Here is a 25,296-nt window from a genome sequence, read left to right on the forward strand (position 1 = left end):
TTTCGATATTTTCGCAACGCGCCTCCCCCGCAAGTGCCCGCAAGCGGGAGAGGGAGCGCGGCTGCAATTCAAACCCGATCTAGTTCGCCGCCGCGTTGACCTCCGGCGCGGCGACGTTGTCCTGCTCGACCTCCTCGGGCAGGCCGGCGAAGCGCCGCAGCGCCTTCGCCATCTTCACGCGGCCGGCAACGCCGGTGATGATGACGTCGACCATCACGAACGACGAGTGGAAGTGCCCCTGCGCCTTGAGCTGCTCGACCTTGACGCCGGCTTTGGCGAGCGCCTCGGCATAGGCGACGCCCTCGTCGCGCAACGGATCGAACTCGCAGGTGACGACGAAGGCCGGCGGCAGGCCGGCGACCTTGCCGCGCAGCGGCGAGACGCGCGGATCGGTGCGGTCGGCCGGGGAGCAGTAGAGGTCCCAGAACCAGTACATCAGCGAAAGCGTCAGGAAATAGCCGGTCGCATTGTCGTTGTAGGAAGGGCGATCGAAGGTGCAGTCCGTGACCGGGCATATCAGGAGCTGGCCCGCGATTTCGGGCCCGCCACGATCGCGCGCGAGCTGGCAGGTGACGGCGGCGATGTTGCCGCCGGCGCTCCAGCCGGCGACCAGCACCGGGCCTGGCTTGCCGCCGAGTTCGGCGGCGTGCTCGGCGATCCAGCGCGTTGCCGCATAGCCGTCTTCGGCCGCGGCCGGGAAGCGATGCTCCGGCGCGTGGCGATAGCCGACGCTGACGAACATCATGCCGGTTCGCCGCACCATGTCGCGGCAGAACGGCTCGTCCGACTGCTCGTCGCCGAGCACCCAGCCGCCGCCGTGGAAATAGACCACGACCGGATGCGGCCCCGGCGTCGCCGGCCGGTAGAGCTTGTACGGCAGCGGACCGTCCGCACCCTGCAGCATGCCGCTGCCGACCTCGCCGACCGGGCGGCCAAAGGGACGGCCCTTGTTGAACTCGTTGACGAAGGCGCGCGCCCCGATCGCGCCCATCGACTCGATCGGCGGCAGATTCAGCGATGCGAGCAGGTTCATGACCAGCCGCACGTCCGGCTGCAGGCGTACGATCTCGCCGTCATTGCACTTCGTTGCGACGTTGGGACCGGTGAGCCTGAAGCCGAGCATGCCGCGGCTGACCACCTCGTCGCAGATGCTGCGATAAGGGCCGACGCCGCCGGTATAGGGCATCAGTCCCTGGACCTTGCCGGGTACGTTGGCGCCCGTGTACCAGGTGTTGGCGAGCCGGTGCAGCGTCAGCGTCGAACAGTCCGCCATGTGCCGGCCCCAGCCGGCCTGCGCAGTTTCTGTCGGCTCGATCGTGGTGAAGCCGACCTCGCGCAGCGCAGCCAGGCGGTCGACGACCCAGTCGACATGCTGCTCGATCGACACCGCCATGTTCGACAGCACCGACGGGCTGCCGGGGCCGGTGATCATGAAGAAGTTCGGGAAGCCCGCGACCGTGAGGCCGAGATAGGTCTCCGGTCCCTTCGCCCACACGTCGGAGAGCGACTTGCCGCCGCGCCCGGTGATCGGGTGCACGGCGCGGATCGCGCCAGTCATCGCATCGAAACCGGTCGCAAACACGATGACGTCGAGGTCGAACTTGCGTCCGTTGGTGAAAATGCCGCTGGCGGTGATCCCCTTGATCGGCTCCTGCCGCAGATTCACCAGCGTCACGTTCGGACGGTTGTAGGTCGCGTAGTAGTTGGTATCGAGACAGGGACGCTTGGCGCCGAACGGATGATCATGCGGGGCCAGCGCCGCCGCCGTCTCCGGATCCTTGACCACAGCGCCGATCTTCTCGCGGATCAGATCGGCAACCAGTCTGTTGCCGTCGATGTCGACCGCCTGGTCGGCCCAGAGCTGCGTCAGGATGTGGACGAGGTCGCCGGCTGCCCAGGCACGCTCGAACCGCTCACGACGTTCGGCATCGCTCAATTGCCAGCTCACGACCGTCTGCTGCGGATAGGGCACACCGGCCATCGACTGGCGCGCCTGCTCGCGATAGGCCGCGCGATCGCCCTGGAAATAGGTCTTGCGATCCTCCGGCGCCGGGCCGTTGCCCGCAGGCAGCGCGAAGTTCGGCGTGCGCTGGAACACGGTCAAGTGTGCGGCCCGCTCGGCGATCAGCGGGATCGACTGGATCGCCGACGAGCCCGTGCCGATCACGGCGACGCGTTTTCCCGACAGATTGACGCCGTCATGCGGCCAGCGGCCGGTGAAATAGACCTCGCCCTTGAAGTCCTTGACGCCATCGATCTCCGGCGGCTTCGGCGCGGAGAGGCAGCCGGTGGCCATGATGTAGTGGCGGCAGGAGACGTCGGCGCCGTTGTTGGTCGAGATCTGCCAGCGCGAGGTCGCATCATTCCAGGTCGCCTGCGTCACCTTGGTGCCGAACCTGATGTCGCGGCGCAGATCGTAGCGATCGGCGACGAAGCCGAGATAGCGCAGGATCTCGGGCTGGGTCGCGTATTTCTCCGACCATGTCCAGGCGGTCTCGAGCTCCGGATCGAAGGTGTAGCTGTAGTCGATGGTCTGGATGTCGCAGCGCGCGCCGGGATAACGATTCCAGTACCAGGTGCCGCCGACGTCGGCGGCCTCGTCGAGGGCGACCGCGGAGAAGCCGGCCTTGCGCAGGCGATGCAGCAAGTACAGTCCGGCGAAGCCAGCGCCGACCACCGCAACGTCGACCTGTTGCGTGGTTCCGCTCTGCGTGGAGTTTGAAGCGCGTGCTGCAACTGCTGCGTCTGGCATGCCATTCCTCCCGTATGTTTTGATTTGACGGAAGGCTAGCCTCGAGCCTTCAGTTTGTCATCACGACAAACGCAATCAGAGGTCGCCGCAATTGTGACGCCCGCGGCCTGGAGCGCGCCGCGCAGCGCATAGACGCAAGTGGTGACGTAAGTTGTGGCGACGCAGCGGGTACGAACGGCGCCGCACACTTTGATGTCGTCCCGGCGAAAGCCGGGACCCATACTCCGCGGCGGATGTTGTGGACGGGACTCGTCGTTCCATCGACGCGCAACGATGACTATCGGTGGTTATGGGTCCCCTGAGTTCGCAAACGAAGTGCAACACTTCCTTGAGGAGGTGTTGCCATGGGGCGGACTTACAAGCAGCTCTCTCTGGACGACCGATGCGAGATTGCCTGCCTATCGGCCAATGGCAGCTCGGTCCGGCAAATCGCGGCAGCTCTGGATCGCTCGCCATCAACGGTCTCTCGGGAACTGAGGCGCAATCGGGGGAGCCAGGTCGGCTACAAGCCAAACTATGCCCAGCACCAGATGCGAGCGCGGCGCTGGACGGGCGGACGCCTCGAACGGGAGCCCGGCCTGCGCCGCGCGGTGTTGGAACGCCTTCGCCGGGGCTGGTCGCCCGAGCAGGTCGCCGGCCGGCTGGCCCGCGAAGTCCGGGCGCAAGGTGATCTCGCACGAGACCATCTACCGCTTCATCTATGCCCAACTCAGGCGCACCACGGATTTCAACTGGCGGCGCTATCTGCCGCGCGCCAAGAGCAAGCGCGGCCGCCGCGGCAAGAGGGGCGGCAGCCCCGCAAGCTTCATCGAAGGCCGTGTTTCCTTGGCAAATCGGCCGATCGAAGTGGCCGACCGCAGCGTGCCCGGACACTGGGAGGCCGACCTGATGATGTTCTCGAAATACGGTCAGGCCGTGCTGACCGTGCACGAGCGCACCTCGCGTCTGCTGCTCGGCATCCGCCTTGCCAGCAAGGTCGCGCGCGGTGTCGCCCGCCATCTCGTGGGCTTCTTCGCGACCCTGCCACAGGAGCTGCGCCAGACCGTGACCTTCGACAACGGCACCGAGTTCGCCGGTCACCTGGCGCTGCACCGCCTCTCGATCGAGACCTTCTTCTGCGATCCCCACGCCCCCTGGCAGAAGGGCGGCATCGAGAACGCTATCGGCAGGATGCGCCGCTTTATTCCCCGCAAGACCGATCTCGTAACCCTCTCGACCGCCAGATTCCGCCAGTTCATCGCCGCCTACAACAACACCCCGCGCAAATGCCTTGACTACCGCACGCCTGCCGAGGCCTTTGCTCAAGTGTTGCACTTCGAATGTGAATCTACCTCCCCGCTTTCGCCAGGACGACGGCGAACATCTGGTGCCGCTTGTGAGTCACAAGCTCACTTGCCTTGAAGATGACGGTTTACCAGTTGCCTCAGACCGAGCGCGTCAGGCCGCCGTCCACGCGGATGTTCTGGCCGGTGATGTAGGCCGCCCCGTCGGAGGCCAGGAAGCTGATGGTGGCGGCGATTTCTTCCGCCTTGCCGTAGCGCTTCAGCGGCACGCTGTCGCGGCGCGCGTCCAGCTGCGGCAGGCTGTCGATCCAGCCCGGCAGGACGTTGTTCATGCGGATGTTGTCCGCCGCATGGGTGTCGGTGAAGATCTTGGTGAAGGCGGCAAGGCCGGCGCGGAACACCGCCGAGGTCGGGAACATCGCGCTTGGCTCGAAGGCCCAGGCCGTCGAGATGTTGATGATGGCGCCGCCCTTCTGCGCCTGCATCTGAGGCGCGACGAGACGCGTCGGGCGGATCACGTTCATCAGATAGACGTCGAGACCGGTGTGCCACTGCTCGTCGGTCAGTTCGAGCACACCCGCGCGCGGGCCGTGGCCGGCGCTGTTGACCAGCGCATCGATGCGGCCCCAGCGCGCCATCACGCCGTCGACGGCGCGTTTCAGATCGTCGTTCGACTGGTTCGAGCCGGTGACGCCGCAGCCGCCGAGCTCGGCCGCCAGCGCCTCGCCCTTGCCGGAGGACGACAGGATCGCGACGCGAAACCCGTCCGCTGCCAGCCGGCGCGCAGCCCCCGCCCCCATCCCGCTGCCGCCGGCGGTAACGAGCGCAACCTTCTCTGCTGCCATGACCGATATCCCTGTTGATGACCAAGCTGACGCTATTGTTTGAGCATGATTCTTTCGGAAAACCGCTTCGCACTTTTCCGGATCATGCTCCATGTCTATCATCAGAGATTGCGCGGCGCGACACCCGGCCTGCCGCGCAGTGTCGCACTACTTCCGGAACACCTGCTTCGAGCAGGCGTCGAACCTGGCGACGGGCCGGTCCATCTGCCACAGCTCGATATCATGGCCGTCCACAAGACGGCCGGCCGAGGTAATGGCCTGATCGTCGTCGCTGCAATCCATGTTGACCACGCCGATGGATCGGCTGTGCCGTCCGACGATATAAGCGCGATAGGTCGTCATCTTTGCCTCCAGGGAGCCCTGCTGGCGAGCTTGTTCGTCGGGAAAATGGACCGGTGGACATATGAATTCGAGGGGCCATACCGCAGCATGATGTAAGGATGGAATAAGTGTCGCCAGATCATGGGCGATCGCGCGGCGCGAGATCCGGCCTGCTGCGCGGTGTCGCAGGCGCGGCGCTATCCGCCCGCTTTGCGTCACGGGATCAATTGGGGCATGGTGACCGCCGTCCTTTATCAAGTGTTGACCACATGACATCGCTCCTTCGACACCTCGTCATCGCCGCCGTGCTGCTGTTCGCCGGCCCCGCGCTCCCGCAGACCCGGTCCATCACCGTCGCCTCGACGACATCGACCGAACAGTCCGGCCTGTTCGGCTATCTGCTGCCGCGGTTCTCGGAAGCCTCGGGCATTACCGTGAAGGTGGTCGCGGTCGGCACCGGACAGGCGCTCGACATCGGACGGCGCGGCGATGCCGATGTCGTGTTCGTGCATGATCGCGTGGCCGAAGAGAAGTTCCTGGCCGAGGGCTTTGCGACCAAACGCTATGACGTGATGTACAACGATTTCGTCATCGTCGGCCCGAAGGCCGATCCGGCGCATATCGCCGGCGACAAGGATGTCGCGGACGCCCTGCGCAAGATCGCCGCGACCAGCTCGCCCTTCATCTCGCGCGGCGACCGCTCCGGCACGCACGAGGCCGAGCTGCGGCTCTGGAAAGCGGCCGGCGTCGATCTCGGCTCAGCGAAGGGCCAGTGGTATCGCGAAATCGGTCAGGGCATGGGTCCGGCGCTGAACATGGCTTCGTCGTCGAACGCCTATCTCCTGTCGGACCGCGGCACCTGGCTATCGTTCAAGAACCGTGGCGAGCTCGCGATCCTGACCGAGGGTGACAAGCGGCTGTTCAACCAGTACGGCGTCATGCTGGTGAATCCTGAAAAGCATCCGAGCGTGAAGGCGAAGGACGGGCAGGCCTTCATCGACTGGCTGGTTTCGCCGAAGGGGCAGGAAGCGATCGCCGGGTACAAGGTCGGCGGCGAGCAGCTATTTTTCCCCAACGCGTCGCACTAGCAGAAACGCGATCGTGCTGACGCTGACGCTCAGCGCAAGCAGGATCACGCCGAGCCCGAGGCCGAGCGCCAGCTCGCCCTTGCTGGTCTCGAGCGCAATCGCGGTCGTCATCGTTCGCGTATAGCCGCTGATATTGCCGCCCACGATGATGATGGCGCCGACCTCCGCGATGGCACGGCCGAAGGCAGCAAGGAACGCGGTGAGCAGCGAGGCGCGGCCGAGCGAGAACACCAGCGCGAGGCTGCGCAGGCGCGACAGGCCGTCGGTGCGGATCAAATCGGCATATTCCGCCCACAGCAGCGCGACCGGGCGATGCACCAGCGCAACCACGATCGGCGTCGCCAGGATGACCTGCGCCACCACCATCGCCGTCGGCGTGAACAACAGCCCGGCGAAGCCCAGCGGACCGGACCGCGACAGCAGGAGATAGAGGGCGAGCCCGACCACGACCGGCGGCAGGCCGAGACAGGCATTGGCGAGCACGATCACCACCTGCCGTCCGCGAAACCTCGATATCGCAAGCCAGCCGCCGATCGGCGCGCCGATCAGAAGCGCGAGCAGGCTCGCCAGCAGGCTGACCCGCAACGACAATGCGACGATCCCAAGCAGGACCGGATCGCGACCGGCTATCAGGGAAGCTGCCGCCGTGATCGACTGTGCGAAGTCATTCATGCCGGCCTGGAAGACACGTTTGCCCCGTACAACCTCCGGATCGCCGGTTTCGCGGCGGCGATCAATCGCTGCGGCCTATGCGGCATTCTCAAGCAGCTTCGCCACAGCCGCAACCAGTTCATCGGGCGAGAACGGCTTGTTGAGCAGCACACTGTCCGGCACGCCCCTGGTCGGCCACTCATCGCCGCCGCCGCCGGTGATGTAGAGCACCGGGAATGACGGATCGATCTCGCGGGCGCCGCGCGCCACACGCCAGCCGTCGAGCCGGCCGAGCAGCCGAATGTCGGTGACCAGTGCTGAGTATTTGGTGCGGAACGCCTTCAGCAGCGTCAGGGCTTCCTCGCCCGAACCTGCGATCGCCGGCTCATAGCCGCCGTCCCTCAGGGCGTCCTCCACCATCATCTGAAGATCACGATCGTCTTCGATGACGAGAATGATCGGCGCGTCTTGCAAAGCCATCCCCCAAACAATCAGCCGGGTGCGCCCGACTCAGCGAGCATATGCAACAAAAGTGGCTACCGTTTGCACGGTGTCACCCAGTAAAAATACGGGTATCAGACGCGTCCCTATTCGTCGGCGAATTCGTCTTCTTCGTTGACCCCCGCTTTACCGCGCGGGGCCGGCTTTCTGCCGCCGAGCGATCCTGTGACATAAGGTTCGCGCGTTGCATAGGGGTTACGGCCGCCGGCACGCGCCGCGACCTCTTCGCCCGAGACGGCGGCGGGCTGACAGATCAGGCGCCGGCTGGCCCGGCGCATCAGGTCCACATGGATGTGGTCGTAGTGATAGACGTTGGACCCCGGCGCCAGCACCGTGGTGAATTGCTGGCAGGCGGCGGCCTGGACATCGCGCAGAAAGCCCTGCTCTTCCGGCAGGCCCTTCCAGCCATCTTTCACCGTGACGCGGCGGCCGTCGGCCAGCACGAAGGCGGAGATGTCGAGCGCGTTGCCGAAGGCGTGCTCGGAGATGTGAGCACGCGAATTGCCGTTCATGCCGCGGCAGGAATAGGCGGAGATCTGCCTGATCTCGGCGACGCGGACGCCGAACCAGCGCATCGCCGATGGCTGCACGGTGTCGGCGAGCCAGCGATCGAGCACCGAGACGATCGGACACGCCAGCGTTGCCGCCGGCTTCACTGCGACGGGGCCGACCGTCACCACCGGATTGCCGATCGAGGGACCGAGCCGCGGCGGCGGTGGCGCGCCGGGCGGCTGCTGGGAATACGGCGCCGGTGAATAGGGCGCGGCCGCGCTGTCGCGCTGCGTATTGGATGGCAGGCCCGGATAATAAGGTCGCTCGCCCCTGGCGTCGGGCGAGCCTTCCGATGGCAAATCGATCTCGTCCTGCTGTGGCGGAACGCCGGGCGCCGACAGCGAGACCGGCCCATTCTGACGGCCGCCATAGCTCGGCTCGTTGTCATAGCTCGGCTGGCCGACGGCCTGATTGGAATATGGCGCCTGCGCTTGCGGCGGAGACGGCTGGCGGTTGATCGGCCACCGCGGCTGGTTGCCGACCGATGCCGGCGGCCGCAGGCTGTCGTCGGCAAATCCGTAAGCCGAACTGGCTTCACCGATGGCGGCGACCTTGAGCGGAAACTCGGCACCGCACATGCCCGGGCCGGAGATCGGGTCGATGCGGACGAGATCCGGCCCCTCCTTCACCGCGCCCGATTTCAGGCATGCGGCTTCCGCCTCGGCCCGCCACGGTTCGCGTTCGGCCTGGAAGAAGCCGCGACCGCAACCCGCTAGCGAAACAAGGACGATGGAGCCGACGAGATACAAACGAACTCCGCGCGTCATGGCACGCACGTTCGGTGAATTTACTTAAAGACTCTTCAACGCATTTCGATGCGTTGGTTTCAGCTGTCCTTAACCATGCGGCGGAACCCGGCAGGGCGACACGCGCCCTGCCGAGAATGATCGCCATCACCACGTGTAGCGAACGACACCCTTGCCGCCATAGGACGACGTGACGTCGGAGAACTCGCCTTCGAAGGTGAGCGCCGCCGACCAGCCGCTGGTCCAGTTCATCGCCGCGCTCGCGGTGGTGAGCACCGCATCGCTCGCCGGCGCCGCGCCGTTGACCACGAAGGACGCGCCCGGCAGCGTCTGGAATGTCGCGGCAACGCTGCGATCGGTGTTGTAGTCGTGCGCCCAGGCAAGTCGGCCGCGCAGGCTGAGGATGCCATCCTGCAACGCGATCGAGCGATCGCTGCGGACGCCGAGTTCGCTGCGCGTGGCGGTGACAATCTTGGCGCCATAGGCCGTCGCGAACGCGCTCGATCCCGACAGCACCTGCTCGGCATAGGACGGCAGATCGTAGGTCGTGAACTGTCCGGCGGCATAGGGCGTCAGCGCCAGCGACCACGGCGTGATGAAGCGATAGCCGCCTTCGATCCGGCCCGACAGCGCATTGGCGTTGAATTGCGCGCGCAGGCGATCGGTGCCGGCGAGCGTCACGGTGCGATCGGTGGTCATGTTCTGCCAGCCATAGGCCAGCGCACCCAGCAGATAGGCCGGCCCGAATCCATGACGGATGAAGGCGCCGGCCTGGAACAGGTCGGAGCGTCCGCCGCCGAGTGCATTGGCGACGCTGAAATTGGTGCCGCCGCCGGCGAGTGCGAAGCCCGCAACGGTGTTCGGCGAGAACCGGTAGTCGGCACCGACGGCCACACCGAAAATGCGGCTCGTCGTCGAATTCGATCCGACGGCGGTGCCGCCATCAGTGCTCTGCCCGCCACCGAAGCCCGCCGCCCAGACGCTCCAGCGCTGCTCGAACGTCTGCTGCAGCGGCGGCGCCTTCCGATAGATGGCGGCATAGGCGTCGCGCGCGCCATTCGCACGCGACATGCCGGTCGATGCGTAGCTCATGGTGTCACCAGCGAATAGCGGCGTGCCGCCATTTGCAGGCACGCCGCCGCGCCCTTCGGTGAAGGGATCCGTCATGACGCCGAGGAACATGTTCATGGCGTCGAACGTGGTCTGCTGCGAGCCGGTGCCGAGTTCGCCCGACGCCTGTGTCAGCCCGGCCGGCGTCAGCGCGCCGAACGCGGCGGAAATGCTGCCGCTGCTGTTGAAGGCGTTGCTGATCGCATTGCCGACAGCGGCCTGATTGCCGTTGAGCTTGGCGGTTGCAGCAAAATTCAGCGCCAGATTGAGATAGACGTTGTTGGCGTCGTAGCTCAGGCTGGAGATGAAGTTCGATGGCAAATTGCTGCTGACCGGCCCGGCAAAGCTGCCGCTGACACCGCCGGCCGCGTTGAGGATGGTGTACTGCTTCTGGAACGTGGTGCCGGTGAAGGACGCGTTGACCGTGGCGCCGCCGAGCGTTGCCGCACCTGTCACGTTGGTGCGATCGGACGCCGCGGCCGACACTTCGACCAGATAGGTCGATGCGGCGGTAAAGGTCAGGCCGCCCTGCACCGTGAGCGTGCCGATCGAATTGCCCGGTGACAGCGTGCCGCCATTGACCAGGACATTACCGACGCTGCCATTGCCGCCGAGCGTGCCGCCGGCATCGACGGTCACGGCATTGCCAAGCGAGCCATTGACCAGCAGCGTCGCGCCGGAGCCGATGTTGGCGCCGTTCTGGTAGCTCTGTGCGTCGGTTACGGTCCAGACGCCGCCCTGCACGTTGAGCACCTCGAAATTGATCACATTCGAGAGCGTGCCCGAGCCCGGCCCGAACAGATTGAGCGTGTCGGTGCCGACGCCGCCATCGATCCGGCCGGTGATGGTCGAGCCGCCATAGAGATTGAGCGTGTCGTCGCCGCCTTCCATGCTGATCGCGCGGCCGGTATTGCCGATGATGGTGCCGTAGTTCGACAGCACGTCGGCGCCCTCGCCGGTCTGGATCGCCGCGGCGTCGCCGCGGATGAAGCGGGTCGAGCCGGTACCGGTATAGGTCACGCCGTTCAGCGTACCGACCGAGCCGGTATCGGGCGTGCCGTTCTGCAGCAGCGTGACGCCGTTGGGATCGGGAATCGTGCCGTTGCCGATGATGGTGCCGTAGTTGACGATCCTGTCGTTGTCGGCGGTCGTGCCGGTCTTGTTCTCGGAGCGGATCGCGTAGCTGTTGTTGCCGACGATGGTGGCGCCGGCATAGTTGATCAGGTCGAGCGCCGCCGATCCGCTGCGCGAATGGTCCGGATTTGAATCGTTGTTGACGACGATGCCCGCCGCGGCGCCGCTGATGGTGCCGTAGTTGCGGATGGTGCCGCCACCGATCGCAAGGCCTTCGCTGTTGTTGAAGCGGCCGCCGTCATCGGCGCCGGTCGCGCCGGTGCCCTGGACAATGCCGTAATTGGTCAGCGTCAGGACATTGTCGATATCGATGCCGTCGCCATCGCTGCGCGTCGACACGCCGTCGATCGCCCCGGTGATGGTGCCGTAATTGGTGACGATGGAATTGCCGCCGCCGACGCCCGCACCGTTGCGGCCGATGATGGTTGCGCCGGCAAAATTGTTGACCGTGATGGTGCCGGCATCGCCCGCGGTGCCGTTCTTGGCGCCCGAGATCAGGCCGCCGGCATAGTTGTTGACGGTGCCGTTGTGGCCGCCCTGAAGATCGATCGCATCGGCGCTGGGCCGGCCGGTTGCGGGATCGATCGTGCCATTGGCGATGATCTGGCCGTAATTGTCGATCGTGAAGTTTTCGCCCGGACGGATCGCGTCCGCATTGGCCGCGGTGATCAGGCCGGTCGCGCGGTTGGTGATGTGAACGCTCGCGGCGGTCGAGGTGAGATTGTCGAAGTCGATTGCCTGGCCGGTCGCCGATTTGATGGTGCCGGCATTGTCGACCGAGAACCTGGCGGCGGTCGTGCTGTTGCTGCCCGACGCGCCGTTGATCTGGATGGCGTCGTCCGCCGACTGGATCGTCGCGCCCGCATTGTTGACGACCGACAGCGAGATCACGTTGTTGAGATTGGTGGTGGCGCGGATCGCGCGAGACCCTGCCGTATTGGTCGCGTCGATCAGGCCGGAGTTTGTGATCGTGGTGGTTCCGCCGCCGATCCGCATCACGTCGCTGCCTGATGACTTGATGGTGCCGCCGCTCTGGTTGGTGATCGAGAACACGGTGGTGTTCGACGTCGCGTTGACGAAGTCGAAGACGCGGCCATTGCCCGTCGACTGGATGGTGCCGGCATTGTCGACGGCGACCGACCCGCTGCTCAGGCCGCCATTGATCCGGAATGCATCATTGGACGCGGTGAAGAGCGCGCCGGCATTGTTGATGAGCGTGAGGTTGCCGCTGATGGCGCTGCCCGAGGTGTCGATGCCGCGCGACGTCGCCGAGATGGTGCCGTTGTTGGTGATGACGACGCCGGGCGACGACAGGCCGGTGATCCAGGTGATCGCGGTACCCGTCACCGACAGGCTGCTGCCGGCGGCGACCGAGCCGGTATCATTGTTGGAGACGGTCTGCGCCGTCGTGCTGTTCGGAGGAGTGCTGAAGCTTGCGGCCAGTGCCGGACAGGAAAACCCCAAGGAAGTCGCAGAAATAGCCAGCGCAAGCCGGCTTGCGCGGCTCAGAAACTCAGATTTCACGTAACGCCCCCAAGTACTTATTACCGGGGTAGAGCCCCGGTCATTCCGGCGGCAATCTGGGTATGGTTTGTGACAGGCGCACAACAAAAGACGATGCTGCCTTGCGGCGCAACGACACACGGGCGAGAGCAACCGACGGACATCCAAGCGGTACGGTACTGCTATCGGGGTCCGGAACCGCCGCCGAATATATTTGCGGCGCGTCAACGCCTTGATCCGGCGGCTATTTGAGCCGCGCATCGCAACGCGGCATTGCCGCGAACAGCGAGCCTGACAACAAGACTGACTTTTTCGGCCGGGAACCCCTTGCTAGCTTTGACGTTAATGCGGGTAGCGTTGTGAACCGAAGGGAGTCTCCCCAATGGATTTCGCGAGTCCTCTGCTGAGCAAGCTGAGCATTGTGGCCGCGTACATCGCGTTAGCCTTCGTCGGCGCCATTATTCTCGGCGTGTTCTAGGACATTCGACAGGCATGAGTTCAGCGCCCGGCGGCCGCCCCCGCCGGGCGCTTTGCTGTTTTGCGTTCACTCCGCCACAACTACGGCTCGACGATCGCGATGAAGGGTCCGAATGCGATGCGCGTGCAGGGCTGCGCCTTCGGCGGCATGTTCTGCGGCGGCCAGACCTGGAAGCGCGTTAGCTAGCCCGCGAGTACGACCTGGTATCCGCTGCTGTGCAACGGCGGGTCGAGTTGACGAATCGCCTTCAGGCAATGGTTTGTATCTGCCCGGCGGTCGCTTCATGTGGGTCGCCGGACCCGCTATAAGAGCCGCATTGTCGAAAATGAATTGAACCGCGGGCGACTGGCAACCAATGAAGCACTTCCTCACCGCGGCCAGGCTGCTGGCGCTCGACCTGGCGTCGACCCTTGTCTTTCTTGTTCTGTTCCTGCTGACGCACAACACCGCGCTCGCGGTCGGCCTCGGCATCGCATTCGGCGTCGCGCAGATCGGCGTCCAGAAGGTGCGCGGCAAGCGGATCGACACCATGGAATGGCTCAGCCTGTTCCTGGTCGTCACTGCAGGCACCACCACGCTGCTGACCCACGACCCGCGCTTCGTACTGTTCAAGCCGAGCGTGATCTACGCCATCGTCGGAGTCGTGATGCTCAAACCCGGCTGGCTCAACCGCTATCTGCCCGGGATCGCGCAGAAGGTCGTGCCCGATGTCGCCGTCAAGGTCGGCTACGCCTGGGCCGCCCTGATGTTCGTCTCCGCCGGTGTGAACGCCTTCGTCGCGCTGACCTGCGAGATCACGACATGGGCCGTCGTGATGCCGATCTTCGGCATCGTGAGCAAGATCGTGGTGTTCCTCGGCGGCTTTGCCGCGCTCCGCCTCACCGCGAGGCGCCGCATCCGCGCCATGCCGGAGGCCCAGCGCGAGGCTGTGCTCGCGCTCGAAGGGGCACCGGCGCCCGCTGCGCCGTAGCCCCCGACGGGGGTGTGGTCGACGAAACAGACGGCCCGCGCGACGAAACCATTTTGCCCCGGCGACGAAGAATTGCCGAAACCAAGCCTGCCTAGTGATGGCTTCGACAACGCGCTGCTTCGGCGCGATCACAAGGGGGACATGATGGCTTTCACCGCTTCCGCGCTTCGTCACGGCAAACTGCTGGCGGCAACCGCGTTCACGCTTGGTCTGCTGACCTCGGCGTCCTATGCCTACACCGACGAGCAGCAGCAGATGTGCACCAGCGACGCCATGCGGCTGTGCAGCTCGGAAATTCCCGACGTCGATCGCGTCACCGCCTGCATGGTCCGCCAGCGCGCGCTGCTCAGCGACGGCTGCAAGGCGGTGTTCCACTACGTGCCGCCGGCGGCTGCGCAACCCGCGAATTATGCGCCCGCGGCCAAGCCGGCGAAACCGCTCAATATCACTCCTCACAAGCGCGGCTAAGCAAAACCCCAACAGCGACCAAGCACCGCGCTTCCGACAACGGAGCGCGGTGCTTGATCGTTTCGGTCCGCCATGACAACAAGGCGGAATTGTTCATCCGGCATTCAGCCTGACGCGGCTCAATTGCCGTCCCCACTGCCTCCCCCGGGAATCGATGGCGATGCGCCGCAGCTTTCTCTTTGCGCTTCTGCTTGGCGCCGGCGTCACGATCGGTTGGCAACCAACGGCCAATGCCGCACCGGGCTTGACGCAGCTCGCACAGGCGCAGCCTGCACAGGCGCCCGCCCCGGCGCCGAGCGCGACGCCGGCTACGCCTGCTCCCGCAACACCCGCGCCTGCAACGCCGGCGCCGGCCGCGAGTGCGCAGCCCGCAGCGCCCGAGCCGATCGGCAACGTGGCAACACTGACAGGAACCGCGACCGTCACGCGCAACAACACCGCGACGCCGCTGCAGATCCGCGACGACATCTTCGCCAATGACGAGGTCGCGACATCAGCGACCTCCTCGCTCGGCATCACCTTCAACGACGCCACCACTTTCAATCTCTCGGCCAGCGCCAAAATCACGATCGACAATTACGTCTACGAAGACGGCGGCCCGCAGAACAGCGCGCTGTTCAACGTCACCAAGGGCACGGTCGCCTTCGTGGCGGCAGCGGTGGCGAAGACCGGCGACATGAAGATCACCACGCCGACGGCAACGCTCGGCATCCGCGGCACCACCGGCGTCGTCGAGGTGCCGGAAGGCGCGGCGGCGAGCAGGGCCAGCAACGTCAACATCAAGCTCTATCCCGACGCCGATGGCCGGGTCGGCCACATCGACGTCGACGACCGCAGCGGCGCCTCGCTCGGCGTGCTGACGCGCGGCGCGAGCGGCTTTGCGATTCGTCCGGGCACCGGCGGCGCCCGCTTCGCCGCGGTAGCGCTGACGATCTCGCCGCAACAGATCACGCGCGACCAGGGCTTTGTGCGCCAGGTCCATAGCGCGCAGACGCTGGGCCGGCAGATCGTCACCGAGCAGCGCGACTTCCGCCGCGCCAATCCCGACTTCCGCAGGGCCAATCCGGCAGCGCCCTATCCGAACCGCGGCCAGCCGGTGCAGCCGAACCCGCAGCGCCAGAACGGCCTGCCGGGCCAGAACCGCAACGCCCCGCAGCAGCCGGGTCAGCAGAATCGTCCGGGCCAGATGCAGCAGCCCGGCCAGCCGAACCGTCCCGGGCAGCAACCGGGCACGCCTGGCCGGCAAGGTTCGCAGCAGCAACCCGGCACGCAGCAGCAAGGCGGCGCACAGCATGCGCTGCCCGGCCAACCCGGCGGCGCGACGCTGCCACACGCGCCCGGCGTCCAGACGCCAGCCGGACAACAGCCGGCGGGACAACAGCCAACGCGCCAAGCCCCCACGCAAGAGCCAGCGCGCCAAGGCGGCACGACGCAACCCGGCGGACAACAATCGCCGGCTCGGCAAGGCGGTCTGCAGCCCGGCCGCACCCAGGCCCCGGGCGGCGTGCGCCAACCAGGACAACCAGCGCCCCAGCCGGGTCAACCGGGCGCGCCGCGACAAGGCACCGCGCAGCCTATGCCGCAGGCGCCCGGCCAGATGCGACCCGGTATCCAGCAAGCCGCACCGGGCGTGCGTCCGGGCATGCAACGGCCCGCGGTGCAGGCGCGGCCCGGCTTCCAGCAACGGCGCGCGCCGCCTCCGCCACGCGGCGCGAAGCCTCCGCCCAGGGACAAGCGCCAGTAACCGAGTGATCGCAGCAATGTCGATCAAACGAGCGAATGGCGCCGGCGAGTTACGCCGGCGCCATGCACAGATCGACCGGCAGGTCAGCCGCGCTTGGTGATCACGGCCTCCAGATATTCGCTCGGGATCACCAGCGTGCGGTCCCTGGCGATATTGAACTGGTCCATCAGGCTGAACATGTCGGCGGCGAGCAGTTGCTGCTTGACCGGATCGATCGCTCCGAACGCCTTCAGCACCGGCCCGTAATAGGTGCGGAAGATCTCGAGGAAATGCTCGCGCGACCTGTAACGGAAATTGAAGTGCCTGCGCTTGGCATCAAGCGTCGCCTGCGGGCCGAACAAGGCGCCGAGATGCGCTTCGGTGCCCCACAGCGCCGGTGACTTCACCCCCGCCGGCGGCGGCAAATGCCTGCCGATGGTCTTGAACAGCTGGCCGATGAAACCTTCCGGCGTCCAGTTGGCGAGGCCGATTTTGCCGCCGATGCGGCAGACGCGGCGCAGTTCATTCGCCGCCTGCTGCTGGTCGGCGGTGAACATGACACCGAAGGTCGACAGCACGACGTCGAAGCTGGCGTCGGCAAACGGCAGCTTCTCCGCGTCCGCTTCCTGGAACGTGACGGGCAGATGCTCCGCGGCCGCCCGCTCGCGGCCGCGCTCGAGCAACGCCGCGACGTAATCGGTCGAGACCACGTCGGCGAAGCGCCGCGCCGCGGCCAGCGTCGCATTGCCGTTGCCGGCGGCGACGTCGAGCACCATTTGATTGCTGCGCAGGTCGACTGCCTCGCAGAGCATCTCGCCGACGATCTGGAGCGTGGTGCCGACGATCGCGTAGTCGCCCGAACTCCAGGTGGCTTGCTGGCGCGCCTTGACGGCGGCCAGATCGATGGTCGGCATTTCGGTCTGAACGTTCATGTGCATCTCCTTTGAAATGTGGTGCGGCTCGCGGCGAGGCCGCCGGCTTCGCCGAGAGTCCGCGAGTTGCGCCAAAACGGCGTCGAGCGGTGCAATGACTTCAAATGTGCTGCGCACTACGTACGGCGGTCGAGCAGGACCGGGATGGTCGATGCGGCAACTATGCTCCAGTCCGAGCGATGCCTGCAGCCGTGGCTGCTAGGCTGAGTCGAGGCGGCCTGCTGCGCCGGAGCTGCACGATGCTCCCGAACGACAGGTTCCTCCGCTCGGGTGAATACGGGTGAGGACAAACCCGCGATCACAAGCCCGAGCAGTGCGCTTCGCCCGATCGGCCGTGAGCAGCGGTTCCCGGCGTCCTTCGACTGGCCGCCGGCCTCGCGCGGCATCAGGCGACTGGCCTGCCGCTCGCGATGGGCGAGCATGCCTGCGACCGATTGATTGACGATCCGGCGGATCCGCAAAAGCAGGAAGGAAAAATGCCTTCGTACCGGACTTGAAATGGATTCCATGAATGAAATCGACATAATTGTTTCCTTGATCGAAGTGTGATGGCGCTCCGGATCAGGTTTGGTCGGGATACGCCAAGCGACGCCGCGCAGGCGTCATTCGGCTGCAATGGGCGGTTGGACCGGATCACCGCGCACCACCACGGTTGCCGCGACCTTGTAGAATTCCTCGCCCGGCATGCCGACGCAGCGCGCATGCTCCCGGATCGAGTCACCGTCACGCGCCTCGTATATGCAGAATGTGCCGATGCGACCATCCGCCTCATGCACCACATAGCTGCGGATCCAGCGGACACGGTCCGGCATCTGCTCGTCGCCGATCCTGGCGGAGGTTGCGCCGGCGAGTTCCAGTTCGCTCATGTTCGCCCAGGCGCTCGGGCGGCGAATGACATAGAGTTCCATCGAAATCTCCTCGGTTGCGGCTGTTGAACAGCAGGCTGCGCTCATGGCGAGCCACGATGAGCTATAGGCGCTGACGATGCCGACTGTCCTTACCGCGGACTGATCATTGCCTGATCTTTGTCTGATCCTTGCCTGAACCTTTTCCGCCGAGCCCCAACTCATACACATGGCATTCTCATTTGGACTGTTCGAGCTTGATGAAGCTGGACGCGTGTTGCTGTGCGCGCGCCAAGAGGTCCCATTGCAGCCGCGTGTGTTCGATCTGCTGATCTATCTGGTTCGACACCGCGACCGGGTCATCTCCAAGGAAGAACTCCTCGAAGCCGTCTGGCCGGATGTGACGGTCACCGACAACTCGCTGCAGCGGGCGGTGAGTGCGTTGCGCGCCGCGCTGCGCCACGGCGGCATGGACGGCGCGATCCGAAATCTGCCGGGCAAGGGCTATCGCTTCTTCCTCGAGTCCGAGATCCGGCAGCCGGAACGCATCGCCCCCAAGCAAGTCGATGGCACCGTCGGTGCAATCGGTCTCGCCCGACGCGCAGCGGCCGGACAATTGTGGTTGCAGGCAGCGACCCTGTTCGCGAGCGCGGATGAAAGCGGCCAGCTCAGCCCTGAAGATCTGCACGATTGGGCGCTTGCCCTGCAGTGCCTCGGCAGGGCCACGGCAGCAATTCCGATTCTGGTTCGCGCGGTCGGCGCACGCAGCCAGGCCGGTGACGCCGCAGGCGCCACGGTCGATGCGATCGCGCTCTCGGCTTTGCATTTCGAAAGCGGCCAGGCCGCGATCGGAAAGGGCTGGCTCGCGCGGGCCGAGGATTGGGCTTCAACGCTCGACGATCCTCCGACGACGGCCCTGGTGTTATGGATGAAGTCGAAGCTGGCTGCTTTCGATGGCGAGCCGGAACAGGCACTCGCGTTGGCCGACGCTGCCTACACCGCCGTCAGATACAAGGATGCGATCAATATCGAAGCGCTGAGCCTGGCCTATCGCGGCTTCTATCGGCTGTGCCTCGGCGACACACACGGAGGATTGTCCGATCAGGACCATGCCGCCGCAGTTGCCCTGTCCAGCAACAATCTGGACCCGATCATGGGCGGCAACCTCTATTGCAACATCCTCTGGGCGGCCCGGATGTTCGGAGATTGGGCACGCGCCGACCAGTGGACGCGGAGCTACCAGAACTTCTGCTCGGGCAGCGGCATGGAATTGACGGGCTCGTGCCAGCTGCACCGCTCCGAGGTGCTCGGCATCCGAGGCTCGCTCGACGAAGCGCTGGCGCGCATTCAGGACGCGCTCGCGCGCCTGACCAGCGATGCGCCCTGGTCTCTTGGCGATGCCAACCGGGTGCTGGGCGATATTCAGGCGGCGATCGGCACTGACGACGCAGCGCTCGAAGCCTATGACAGGGCTTACACGCTGGGCTGGTGCCCGGAGCCGGGCCGCGCCATGCTGCTGCTCGCGAGAGGCGAAGCGGAAGCCGCCTATGCAAGCCTCGAGCGGAGCCTGATCGGCAAGACCTGGTGGACGCTGCAGCGACGCGGAATCCTGCTCGCGCATCTGGCGCTGGTTGCCGCGCACACGCATCGGACCGTTCGAGCGAAGGCATTGATCTGCGAACTGTCGGGAAGTCCGGATCGCTGGCCGATGCCCTCGATCCGCGCGCTCACCAACGAAGCACAGGCGATCCTCGCGCTTTCCCGGCAGGATCACGAAACAGCCATGCGGCACCTTCATCTCGCCCGCCAGCTGTGGTCCAGCATCGAAGGGCGGGTTCAGATCGTGCGGCTGAGGCTTCAGATCTCCAGCCTCCAGCTGGAGCATGGAGATGTTCGCGGCGCCATGGCCGAAGTTCATGCGGCACAGCTTCTGGCGCGTGACCTGGGTTCGCCCAAGCGTCTTGCCGAGTGTCTTGCCTTGCAGCGTGACATTGACGCCTGGCAGCCAACGGCACGACGTCAGATGTGCGGGTGATCACGCCGCGCGACGCAGCCAGTCGCGCACGCGTTCGATCAGATTCTTGCGCGGCGCGGGCTGAGGTGCCGCGCCGGCCGGCACGACCTCGTGCACGAATGTCGGCGATTGTTCAGGGACGACCGTCTCGGCGCCCCGCTCGGTCTCTGCAATTGCATCGGGTGCGGCCGCCGGATCCTCTTGCGGCGCCATGCCGGGCGGATCGGGTTCGCTTTGCGCCAGCGGAGGCTGATCGATAGCCGGCGTCTCTGCCGGCGTAGCCGCATCGGCAACATCCGGCGCGTCGACGACCTCCTGCTCGTCTATGACCTGTGGCACAGCGACTTCGCGAATCCGCCGGCGCTCTGCGGCCACGGCTCTCGCCCGCGCACGCCGCTCGCGCTCGGCGTTCGCCGCGGCCTGCAGCGCGATCGGGCCGATATTTTCCAGGAACGCGCGCTCATAGCTGCGCGACAGACGCTCGAGTGCCTCATCGAGCGGCAGCCAGTCCACCTCGCGGATGTCGCTCATCAGCGCCCGCACCGGCTTGCCGCCGGCATCCATGCGCCAGTAATGCACCACCTTGGATCGGCCGCCTGAATCATAGACCAGCGTGCCGAGGAATTCGTGCACGGCAACCTCGTGGCCGGTCTCCTCCAGCACTTCGCGGTGCGCAGCTTCCTTCGGCGTCTCGCCGTCGTCGAGCTTGCCCTTGGGGAGGACCCATTCGTTGCGCTTGCGCTGGCGCACGACCGCAAAGCGCGGCGGTGTCTCCCGCCGCAGCACAATGCCTCCCGCCGCCAGAACAGGCGTCCGCGCCATCTCGTGTCCATCAGGTTTGCGATTTAGGATCGTCGCACGACGATCCCTGCTATTCTACGCATGATCTCGAAAAGTGGAAGCCGGTTTTCCTGCTCAAACGATGAGCGCGATGCGCAGATCAGATCGCAGGCTTTCGCAGCAACGGTTCGCCGCATTTGATCCGCGTTCCCTCCGCGACGTTGTCGCAGAATTCGAAATTGCCGGGCGCCAGCACGATGATCGTCGAGCCGTGTTCGAACCAGCCGAGTTCGTCGCCCTTCTTCACATGCGCGTTACAGGAAAAATCCACCGGGCCTCGCGACTGCGCGTTCAGCGTGATATCGAGGAAATGCAGGCGGAGACTGGCGACAAGGATCGCCGCGACCGGAACCAGCGTCAGCGCCTCGCCGGCTGGAAGCTTGGCGCGCAGCACCGCGCGCTCGTTCTTGCAGAACAGACGCTCGACGCGCTTGAGCGCAATCGGGTTGACGTTCCAGACGTCGCCATGGATCAGCGTGACGCGCTCGATATGGGCGTCATAGGGTGCGTGGAAGCGGTGATACATGCTCGACGTCAGCCGCAGCGTGACGAAGGAGCCGTTGCGGTGCTGGTCGACCAGCGCGGAATCGCCGAGCAGGTCGAGCAGCGAATAGGGCGCGCCCTTGACCTGGAACAATTGCCCGTCCTCGATCCGCCCATGCGCGCCGATGATCGCGTCCGACGGGCTCGCGATAATGGCGGGATCGGCCGCTGCGCGGCGCAGGCCCGGCTTCAGCTCCCGGGTGAAGCAGTCGTGCAGGCTCTTGAAATGCGTCTTGCGCGCCTCCGACAGATCGAGGTCCGAGAACAGCTTCCACAGCGCGATCGAGAAGTCGCGGACGAGCGGATTCTCGACCTTGGAGAACCAGCCCATGAAGCGGGTCAGGGCCGCGCGCGGGATGCGGTTGGTCAACAGGAAGTTGAGGTCTTCCTGCTGGGTGAAAGAGGCGATGAGGGCTTTGACTGTCATGAATCTGTCAGGTGCTGAGGCTAGCGCTTCTGTCATGGAAACATCCCTTCCGATTCTCTCGCTGTCCGCCGCCGCGCTTGCCGGCGCCGCCGCAGCCTTCCCCAAAATTCAGGCCCGCATCGCGCTGTCGCGCGCCAAGCACCGCTCGCTGACCGGACATTCCAAAATGTCCAAGATGGTCGCGCGGATGGTCCCGCACTACGAATTCGACATCGACGACTTCTTCCGCTCCGACGGTGCGCCGAAGGACGTCGCGATGCAGCGCCAGGACGGTTTCTTCCGCCTCGCCGGCCTCTACGGGGATCGCTACCCCAAGGGCCGCGCGCTGACCGCCGAGGTGACGGAGCGCATCTCCGATCTGCAGTTCACCGAAACCTACCGCGTGCCGTTCCAGTACAGCCGCCTGGTGCGCGAACATCTCGGCACCTCGGCCTTCGTCGAGGCCTCCAGCGGCGTCACCGTCACCGACGTCGACGGCAACACCTCTTACGATCTCACCGGCTCGTACGGCGTCAACATCTTCGGCAACGACTTCTACAAGGAGTGCATCGCCGAGGGCGCCGAGAAGCGGGCGCATGCGCTCGGACCGGTGCTCGGCCCCTACCATCCGATCATTGCCGACAACGTCAAACGGCTGTGCGAGCTGTCCGGCCTTGATGAAGTCTCGTTCCACATGTCCGGCACCGAAGCCGTGATGCAGGCGGTGCGGCTGGCGCGCTACCACACCAAGCGCACGCATCTGGTCCGCTTCGCCGGCGCCTATCATGGCTGGTGGGGCGACGTGCAGCCCGGCGTCGGCAATCCCATCCCCGCGCACGAGACCTACACCCTCGCCGAGATGTCCGAGAAGACGCTGCACGTGCTGAAGACGCGAAAGGACATCGCCTGCGTGCTGGTCAATCCGCTGCAGGGCCTGCATCCGAACGCCAACGCGCCCGGCGATTCCTCGCTGGTCGATTCCTCGCGTTCCTCCAGATACGACCGCGCGGCTTACACGGAGTGGCTGAAGAGGCTGCGCGAAGTCTGCACCGAACGCGGCATCGTCTTGATCTTCGACGAGGTCTTCGTCGGCTTCCGTCTCGCCGCCGGCGGCGCTCAGGAATATTTCGGCGTGCGCGCCGACATGGTGACCTACGGCAAGAGCCTCGCCGGCGGCCTGCCGGTCGGCGTGGTCTGCGGCAAGAAGGACTTGATGCGCCGCTTCCGCGAAGATCGTCCCGCCGACATCTGCTTTGCCCGAGGCACTTTCAATTCGCATCCCTACGTGATGACGGCGATGGACGAGTTCCTGAGCCGCCTCGCCAGCCCGAACTTCCGCGCGGTCTATGACGGCCTCGAGGAGACCTGGAACGGCCGCGCCAAGGCGCTCAACGACCGGCTCAAAGCCGCCAGCCTTCCGGTTCGGGTCGGCAACATCTCGTCGATCTGGACCGTCTATTACACCGAGCCGTCCCGCTACAACTGGATGCTGCAATATTACCTGCGCGCCGAAGGCCTGGCGCTGAGCTGGGTCGGCACCGGCCGGCTGATCTTCAGCCTCAACTACACCGACGCCGACTTCACCGAGGTCGCCGAACGCTTCGTCCGCGCCGCCGAAAAGATGAAGGCCGACGGCTTCTGGTGGCACGACGGCGTGCTCACCAACAAGAACATCAAGCGGCAGATCCTGAAAGAGATGCTGGCCGTGAGGTTCGGCCGCTGAGGGCTGGCGCTGTTCCTCCGCCCCCTCGCCCCGCTCTTGCGGGGAGAGGGCTGGGGTGAGGGGCTGCATCCACAAAATCGGAAATGGACGGACTCGCGGTGAGCCCCCCTCACCCGGATCGCTGACGCGATCCGAACTCTTCCCGCATGCGGGGCGAGGTAAAGTGCGCGTGGGATCAAAAAGGCTCAACGAGAAAGTATCCGCTGTGGTCCTAAGAAAGTATCCGCTGTGGTCCTAAGAACGTGGATGCCCGGGACGAGCCCGGGCATGACGGAGTTTGAAGACGCTGGGAGCAACGATCAGGCGTGCTTGACGTGCTTTTCGAGACCCGGATCGATCAGCTCGCCCTTCATCAGGAACAGCGGCGCCTTGTGATAGAGCATCAGGTCGTGGAACGGATCGGTCAGGATCTTGGTCATCCAGACGAGGCCGGTCTCGACGTCGCGGATGAAGAACAGGTGCACGGTGCGAAACAACAGGCCGCCGCCGCCGACCACGAGCCAGATCTTGGCGACCTGACGCATGAAGTCGGTCGCGCTCGCCCAGGGCGTGAACAGGCCGAACAGCGTCGGATCGACAAGCAGGACCAGCGGCGACAGCGCCCAGATCGCCATCAGCACCACCTTGCGCTGCAGGTTGTAGCCGACCTTGATCTCTTCCTTGTACTCGTGCGTCGCATGGTTGATGTGATCGTAATCGTGCGGCTCGAAGAAGAAGTGGCCGGCCTGACGCGAGGTCATCGAGATCAGCCAACCGACCAGCGCGGAGACCACGGGGTCGATGAACAGCCAGACATAGGCGAACAGGAAGCTCAGCGCGCTGACGAAGTGCAGGCTCTGGTTGATGCGGCTGTGGTGATAGTAGCGATGGTCGTCCCAGCGCTGGATCCGCAGCTCTTGCAGGAAATTCTTGATCATTGGTTCCCCCAACATCTTTCGGAACAGGATTTACAGGGATTCGATGTATCGCGTGTGACATCATCATAATGACATATGACAATGCGGAGCGACGCCTTGACGCAACCGGAGCAGGGTCTCGCCTCATCCCGACGAAATCTGCGGGGATCAGGCGAAGGAGATCGTAGCCTCCCGGCTTGGGGTGCGCTGTGCGCTACCTTACCCGGGAGGTGCGGCGGGCCGGGCCGCCCGGCCGGGCCACCTCAGGCGGCTTTGGCGACATCCGCCTTGCGGAAGCGGACCAGCGAGAAGTGACCGAGCGGCGGGATCAGGCGGCGCTCGGCGAGCTCGATGCCGTTCGCGCCGGAGAGCCACTTCGCATAGCGCGACCAGGCGAACTCGGCGGTGCGGAAGCCGAGCGGACGCACCACCGGCTGGAGCCTCTGCTCGATGAAGCGGCGCATGCCGGCATCGGCGCTGACGCGGGTCAGGATGATCAGCTCGCCGCCCGGGCGCAGCACGCGGGCGAATTCGTCGAGCGCCTTCTCTGGGTTCGGCACGGCCGTCACGACGTATTGCGCCATCACGACGTCGAAGGAATTGTCGGGGAATTCGAGCTTCTCGGCGTCCATCACCGCGAGGCCCTCGACGTTCTTCAGACCCCGCTCCGCGACCCGCTTCTTCGCCTTGTCCAGCATCGCTTCCGAAATGTCGGTGCCGAAGATGCGAAGGTTGGGGGCATAGAGCGGCAGCGAGATGCCGGTGCCGACGCCGACCTCGAGCACGCGGCCGCCGATCTTGTTGGTGGCCGCGATCGCAGCCTGCCGCCCCTTGGCGAACACGCCGCCGAACACGAGGTCGTAGACGGGCGCCCAGCGGTCATAGGCCTGCTCGACCGTGTCGCGGTCGAAGTCCATGGAACGGTCGGCACCCAGCTTGATGATTTCAGCCATAGATCGTCTCTCGTCTCTC

20 protein-coding genes and 2 pseudogenes are annotated in these 25,296 nt (G+C 65.4%); 9 read left to right on the forward strand and 13 right to left on the reverse strand.

The annotated features are described in order from the left end of the window. Positions 1-79: 79 nt before the first annotated feature. Entirely contained in the window at positions 80-2,752 is a 2,673-nt protein-coding gene (locus RX327_RS28795; protein ID WP_317247822.1) for a flavin-containing monooxygenase, read from the reverse strand. Between the two features lie 344 nt (positions 2,753-3,096). Between RX327_RS28795 and RX327_RS39320 the strand changes: the two are divergent. Both RX327_RS39320 and RX327_RS28800 read left to right on the forward strand, forming a co-directional pair. After that, positions 3,097-3,186: pseudogene (locus RX327_RS39320) on the forward strand (hypothetical protein); the annotation flags it as partial. A gap of 82 nt (positions 3,187-3,268) precedes the next feature. Beyond that, a complete protein-coding gene (locus RX327_RS28800) occupies positions 3,269-4,153 on the forward strand; it encodes an IS30 family transposase (protein WP_317247823.1) in 885 nt (294 codons plus the stop codon). Between the two features lie 22 nt (positions 4,154-4,175). On the opposite strand, the gene RX327_RS28805 is transcribed toward RX327_RS28800, so the two are convergent. After that, complete coding sequence (locus RX327_RS28805; protein ID WP_317247824.1) at positions 4,176-4,880, reverse strand: SDR family oxidoreductase; 705 nt, start codon at positions 4,878-4,880, stop codon at positions 4,176-4,178. Between the two features lie 147 nt (positions 4,881-5,027). Next, the gene (locus RX327_RS28810; protein WP_038377246.1) at positions 5,028-5,222 is read right to left on the reverse strand and encodes a hypothetical protein; all 195 of its coding nucleotides are present in this window, start codon (positions 5,220-5,222) and stop codon (positions 5,028-5,030) included. A 248-nt stretch (positions 5,223-5,470) separates the two neighbouring features. Here RX327_RS28810 and RX327_RS28815 point away from each other — a divergent pair, with 248 nt between their 5' ends. Next, the gene (locus RX327_RS28815; protein WP_317247825.1) at positions 5,471-6,289 is read left to right on the forward strand and encodes an extracellular solute-binding protein; all 819 of its coding nucleotides are present in this window, start codon (positions 5,471-5,473) and stop codon (positions 6,287-6,289) included. On the opposite strand, the gene RX327_RS28820 is transcribed toward RX327_RS28815, so the two are convergent. The 4 genes from RX327_RS28820 to RX327_RS28835 form a co-directional block, all read right to left on the reverse strand. After that, complete coding sequence (locus tag RX327_RS28820) at positions 6,263-6,961, reverse strand: ABC transporter permease (RefSeq protein WP_317247826.1); 699 nt, start codon at positions 6,959-6,961, stop codon at positions 6,263-6,265. The genes RX327_RS28815 and RX327_RS28820 overlap by 27 nt on opposite strands. A gap of 75 nt (positions 6,962-7,036) precedes the next feature. Continuing rightward, entirely contained in the window at positions 7,037-7,414 is a 378-nt protein-coding gene (locus RX327_RS28825) for a response regulator (RefSeq protein ID WP_016845813.1), read from the reverse strand. 113 nt (positions 7,415-7,527) lie between these two features. Then, entirely contained in the window at positions 7,528-8,760 is a 1,233-nt protein-coding gene (locus RX327_RS28830; protein WP_317247827.1) for an extensin family protein, read from the reverse strand. A gap of 126 nt (positions 8,761-8,886) precedes the next feature. Beyond that, on the reverse strand, positions 8,887-12,507 hold the full coding sequence (locus tag RX327_RS28835; protein WP_317247828.1) for an autotransporter domain-containing protein: 3,621 nt from the start codon (positions 12,505-12,507) through the stop codon (positions 8,887-8,889). 535 nt (positions 12,508-13,042) lie between these two features. On the opposite strand from RX327_RS28835, the pseudogene RX327_RS28840 reads away from it, so the two are divergent. The 4 genes and pseudogenes from RX327_RS28840 to RX327_RS28855 all read left to right on the forward strand — a co-directional run. Then, positions 13,043-13,150: pseudogene (locus RX327_RS28840) on the forward strand (DUF2147 domain-containing protein); the annotation flags it as partial. Positions 13,151-13,319: 169 nt separating this feature from the next. Next, entirely contained in the window at positions 13,320-13,934 is a 615-nt protein-coding gene (locus tag RX327_RS28845; RefSeq protein WP_050385011.1) for an inner membrane-spanning protein YciB, read from the forward strand. A 141-nt stretch (positions 13,935-14,075) separates the two neighbouring features. Then, positions 14,076-14,402 carry a hypothetical protein gene (locus RX327_RS28850; protein WP_063616519.1) on the forward strand — a complete coding sequence of 109 codons (327 nt, stop codon included), beginning with the start codon at positions 14,076-14,078 and terminating at the stop codon, positions 14,400-14,402. Positions 14,403-14,556: 154 nt separating this feature from the next. Next, positions 14,557-16,146 carry a FecR domain-containing protein gene (locus tag RX327_RS28855; protein ID WP_317247829.1) on the forward strand — a complete coding sequence of 530 codons (1,590 nt, stop codon included), beginning with the start codon at positions 14,557-14,559 and terminating at the stop codon, positions 16,144-16,146. Between the two features lie 83 nt (positions 16,147-16,229). Here the strand turns inward: RX327_RS28855 and RX327_RS28860 are convergent, their stop codons facing one another. Both RX327_RS28860 and RX327_RS28865 read right to left on the reverse strand, forming a co-directional pair. Continuing rightward, complete coding sequence (locus RX327_RS28860) at positions 16,230-17,057, reverse strand: class I SAM-dependent methyltransferase (protein ID WP_317247830.1); 828 nt, start codon at positions 17,055-17,057, stop codon at positions 16,230-16,232. A gap of 602 nt (positions 17,058-17,659) precedes the next feature. Next, on the reverse strand, positions 17,660-17,965 hold the full coding sequence (locus RX327_RS28865) for a nickel-binding protein (RefSeq protein ID WP_028332582.1): 306 nt from the start codon (positions 17,963-17,965) through the stop codon (positions 17,660-17,662). Between the two features lie 166 nt (positions 17,966-18,131). On the opposite strand from RX327_RS28865, the gene RX327_RS28870 reads away from it, so the two are divergent. Then, a complete protein-coding gene (locus RX327_RS28870; RefSeq protein ID WP_317247831.1) occupies positions 18,132-19,937 on the forward strand; it encodes a winged helix-turn-helix domain-containing protein in 1,806 nt (601 codons plus the stop codon). Here the strand turns inward: RX327_RS28870 and RX327_RS28875 are convergent, their stop codons facing one another. Beyond that, on the reverse strand, positions 19,938-20,738 hold the full coding sequence (locus RX327_RS28875) for an NUDIX hydrolase (protein ID WP_317247832.1): 801 nt from the start codon (positions 20,736-20,738) through the stop codon (positions 19,938-19,940). 118 nt (positions 20,739-20,856) lie between these two features. Continuing rightward, positions 20,857-21,726, reverse strand: coding sequence for an archaetidylserine decarboxylase (asd, locus tag RX327_RS28880; RefSeq protein ID WP_317247833.1), 870 nt, complete (start codon positions 21,724-21,726; stop codon positions 20,857-20,859). 34 nt (positions 21,727-21,760) lie between these two features. Here asd and RX327_RS28885 point away from each other — a divergent pair, with 34 nt between their 5' ends. After that, entirely contained in the window at positions 21,761-23,428 is a 1,668-nt protein-coding gene (locus RX327_RS28885) for an aminotransferase class III-fold pyridoxal phosphate-dependent enzyme (RefSeq protein ID WP_317247834.1), read from the forward strand. A gap of 299 nt (positions 23,429-23,727) precedes the next feature. Here RX327_RS28885 and RX327_RS28890 read toward each other — a convergent pair whose 3' ends face one another. Together RX327_RS28890 and RX327_RS28895 are read right to left on the reverse strand one after the other, a co-directional pair. Then, positions 23,728-24,345 carry a hypothetical protein gene (locus RX327_RS28890; RefSeq protein ID WP_317247835.1) on the reverse strand — a complete coding sequence of 206 codons (618 nt, stop codon included), beginning with the start codon at positions 24,343-24,345 and terminating at the stop codon, positions 23,728-23,730. Between the two features lie 242 nt (positions 24,346-24,587). Then, positions 24,588-25,277: a class I SAM-dependent methyltransferase gene (locus RX327_RS28895; protein WP_317247836.1), complete on the reverse strand. Its 690-nt coding sequence runs from the start codon at positions 25,275-25,277 to the stop codon at positions 24,588-24,590. Positions 25,278-25,296: the final 19 nt, after the last annotated feature.

The organism is Bradyrhizobium sp. BEA-2-5 (assembly GCF_032918025.1).
Taxonomy (GTDB): Bacteria; Pseudomonadota; Alphaproteobacteria; order Rhizobiales; family Xanthobacteraceae; genus Bradyrhizobium; species Bradyrhizobium pachyrhizi.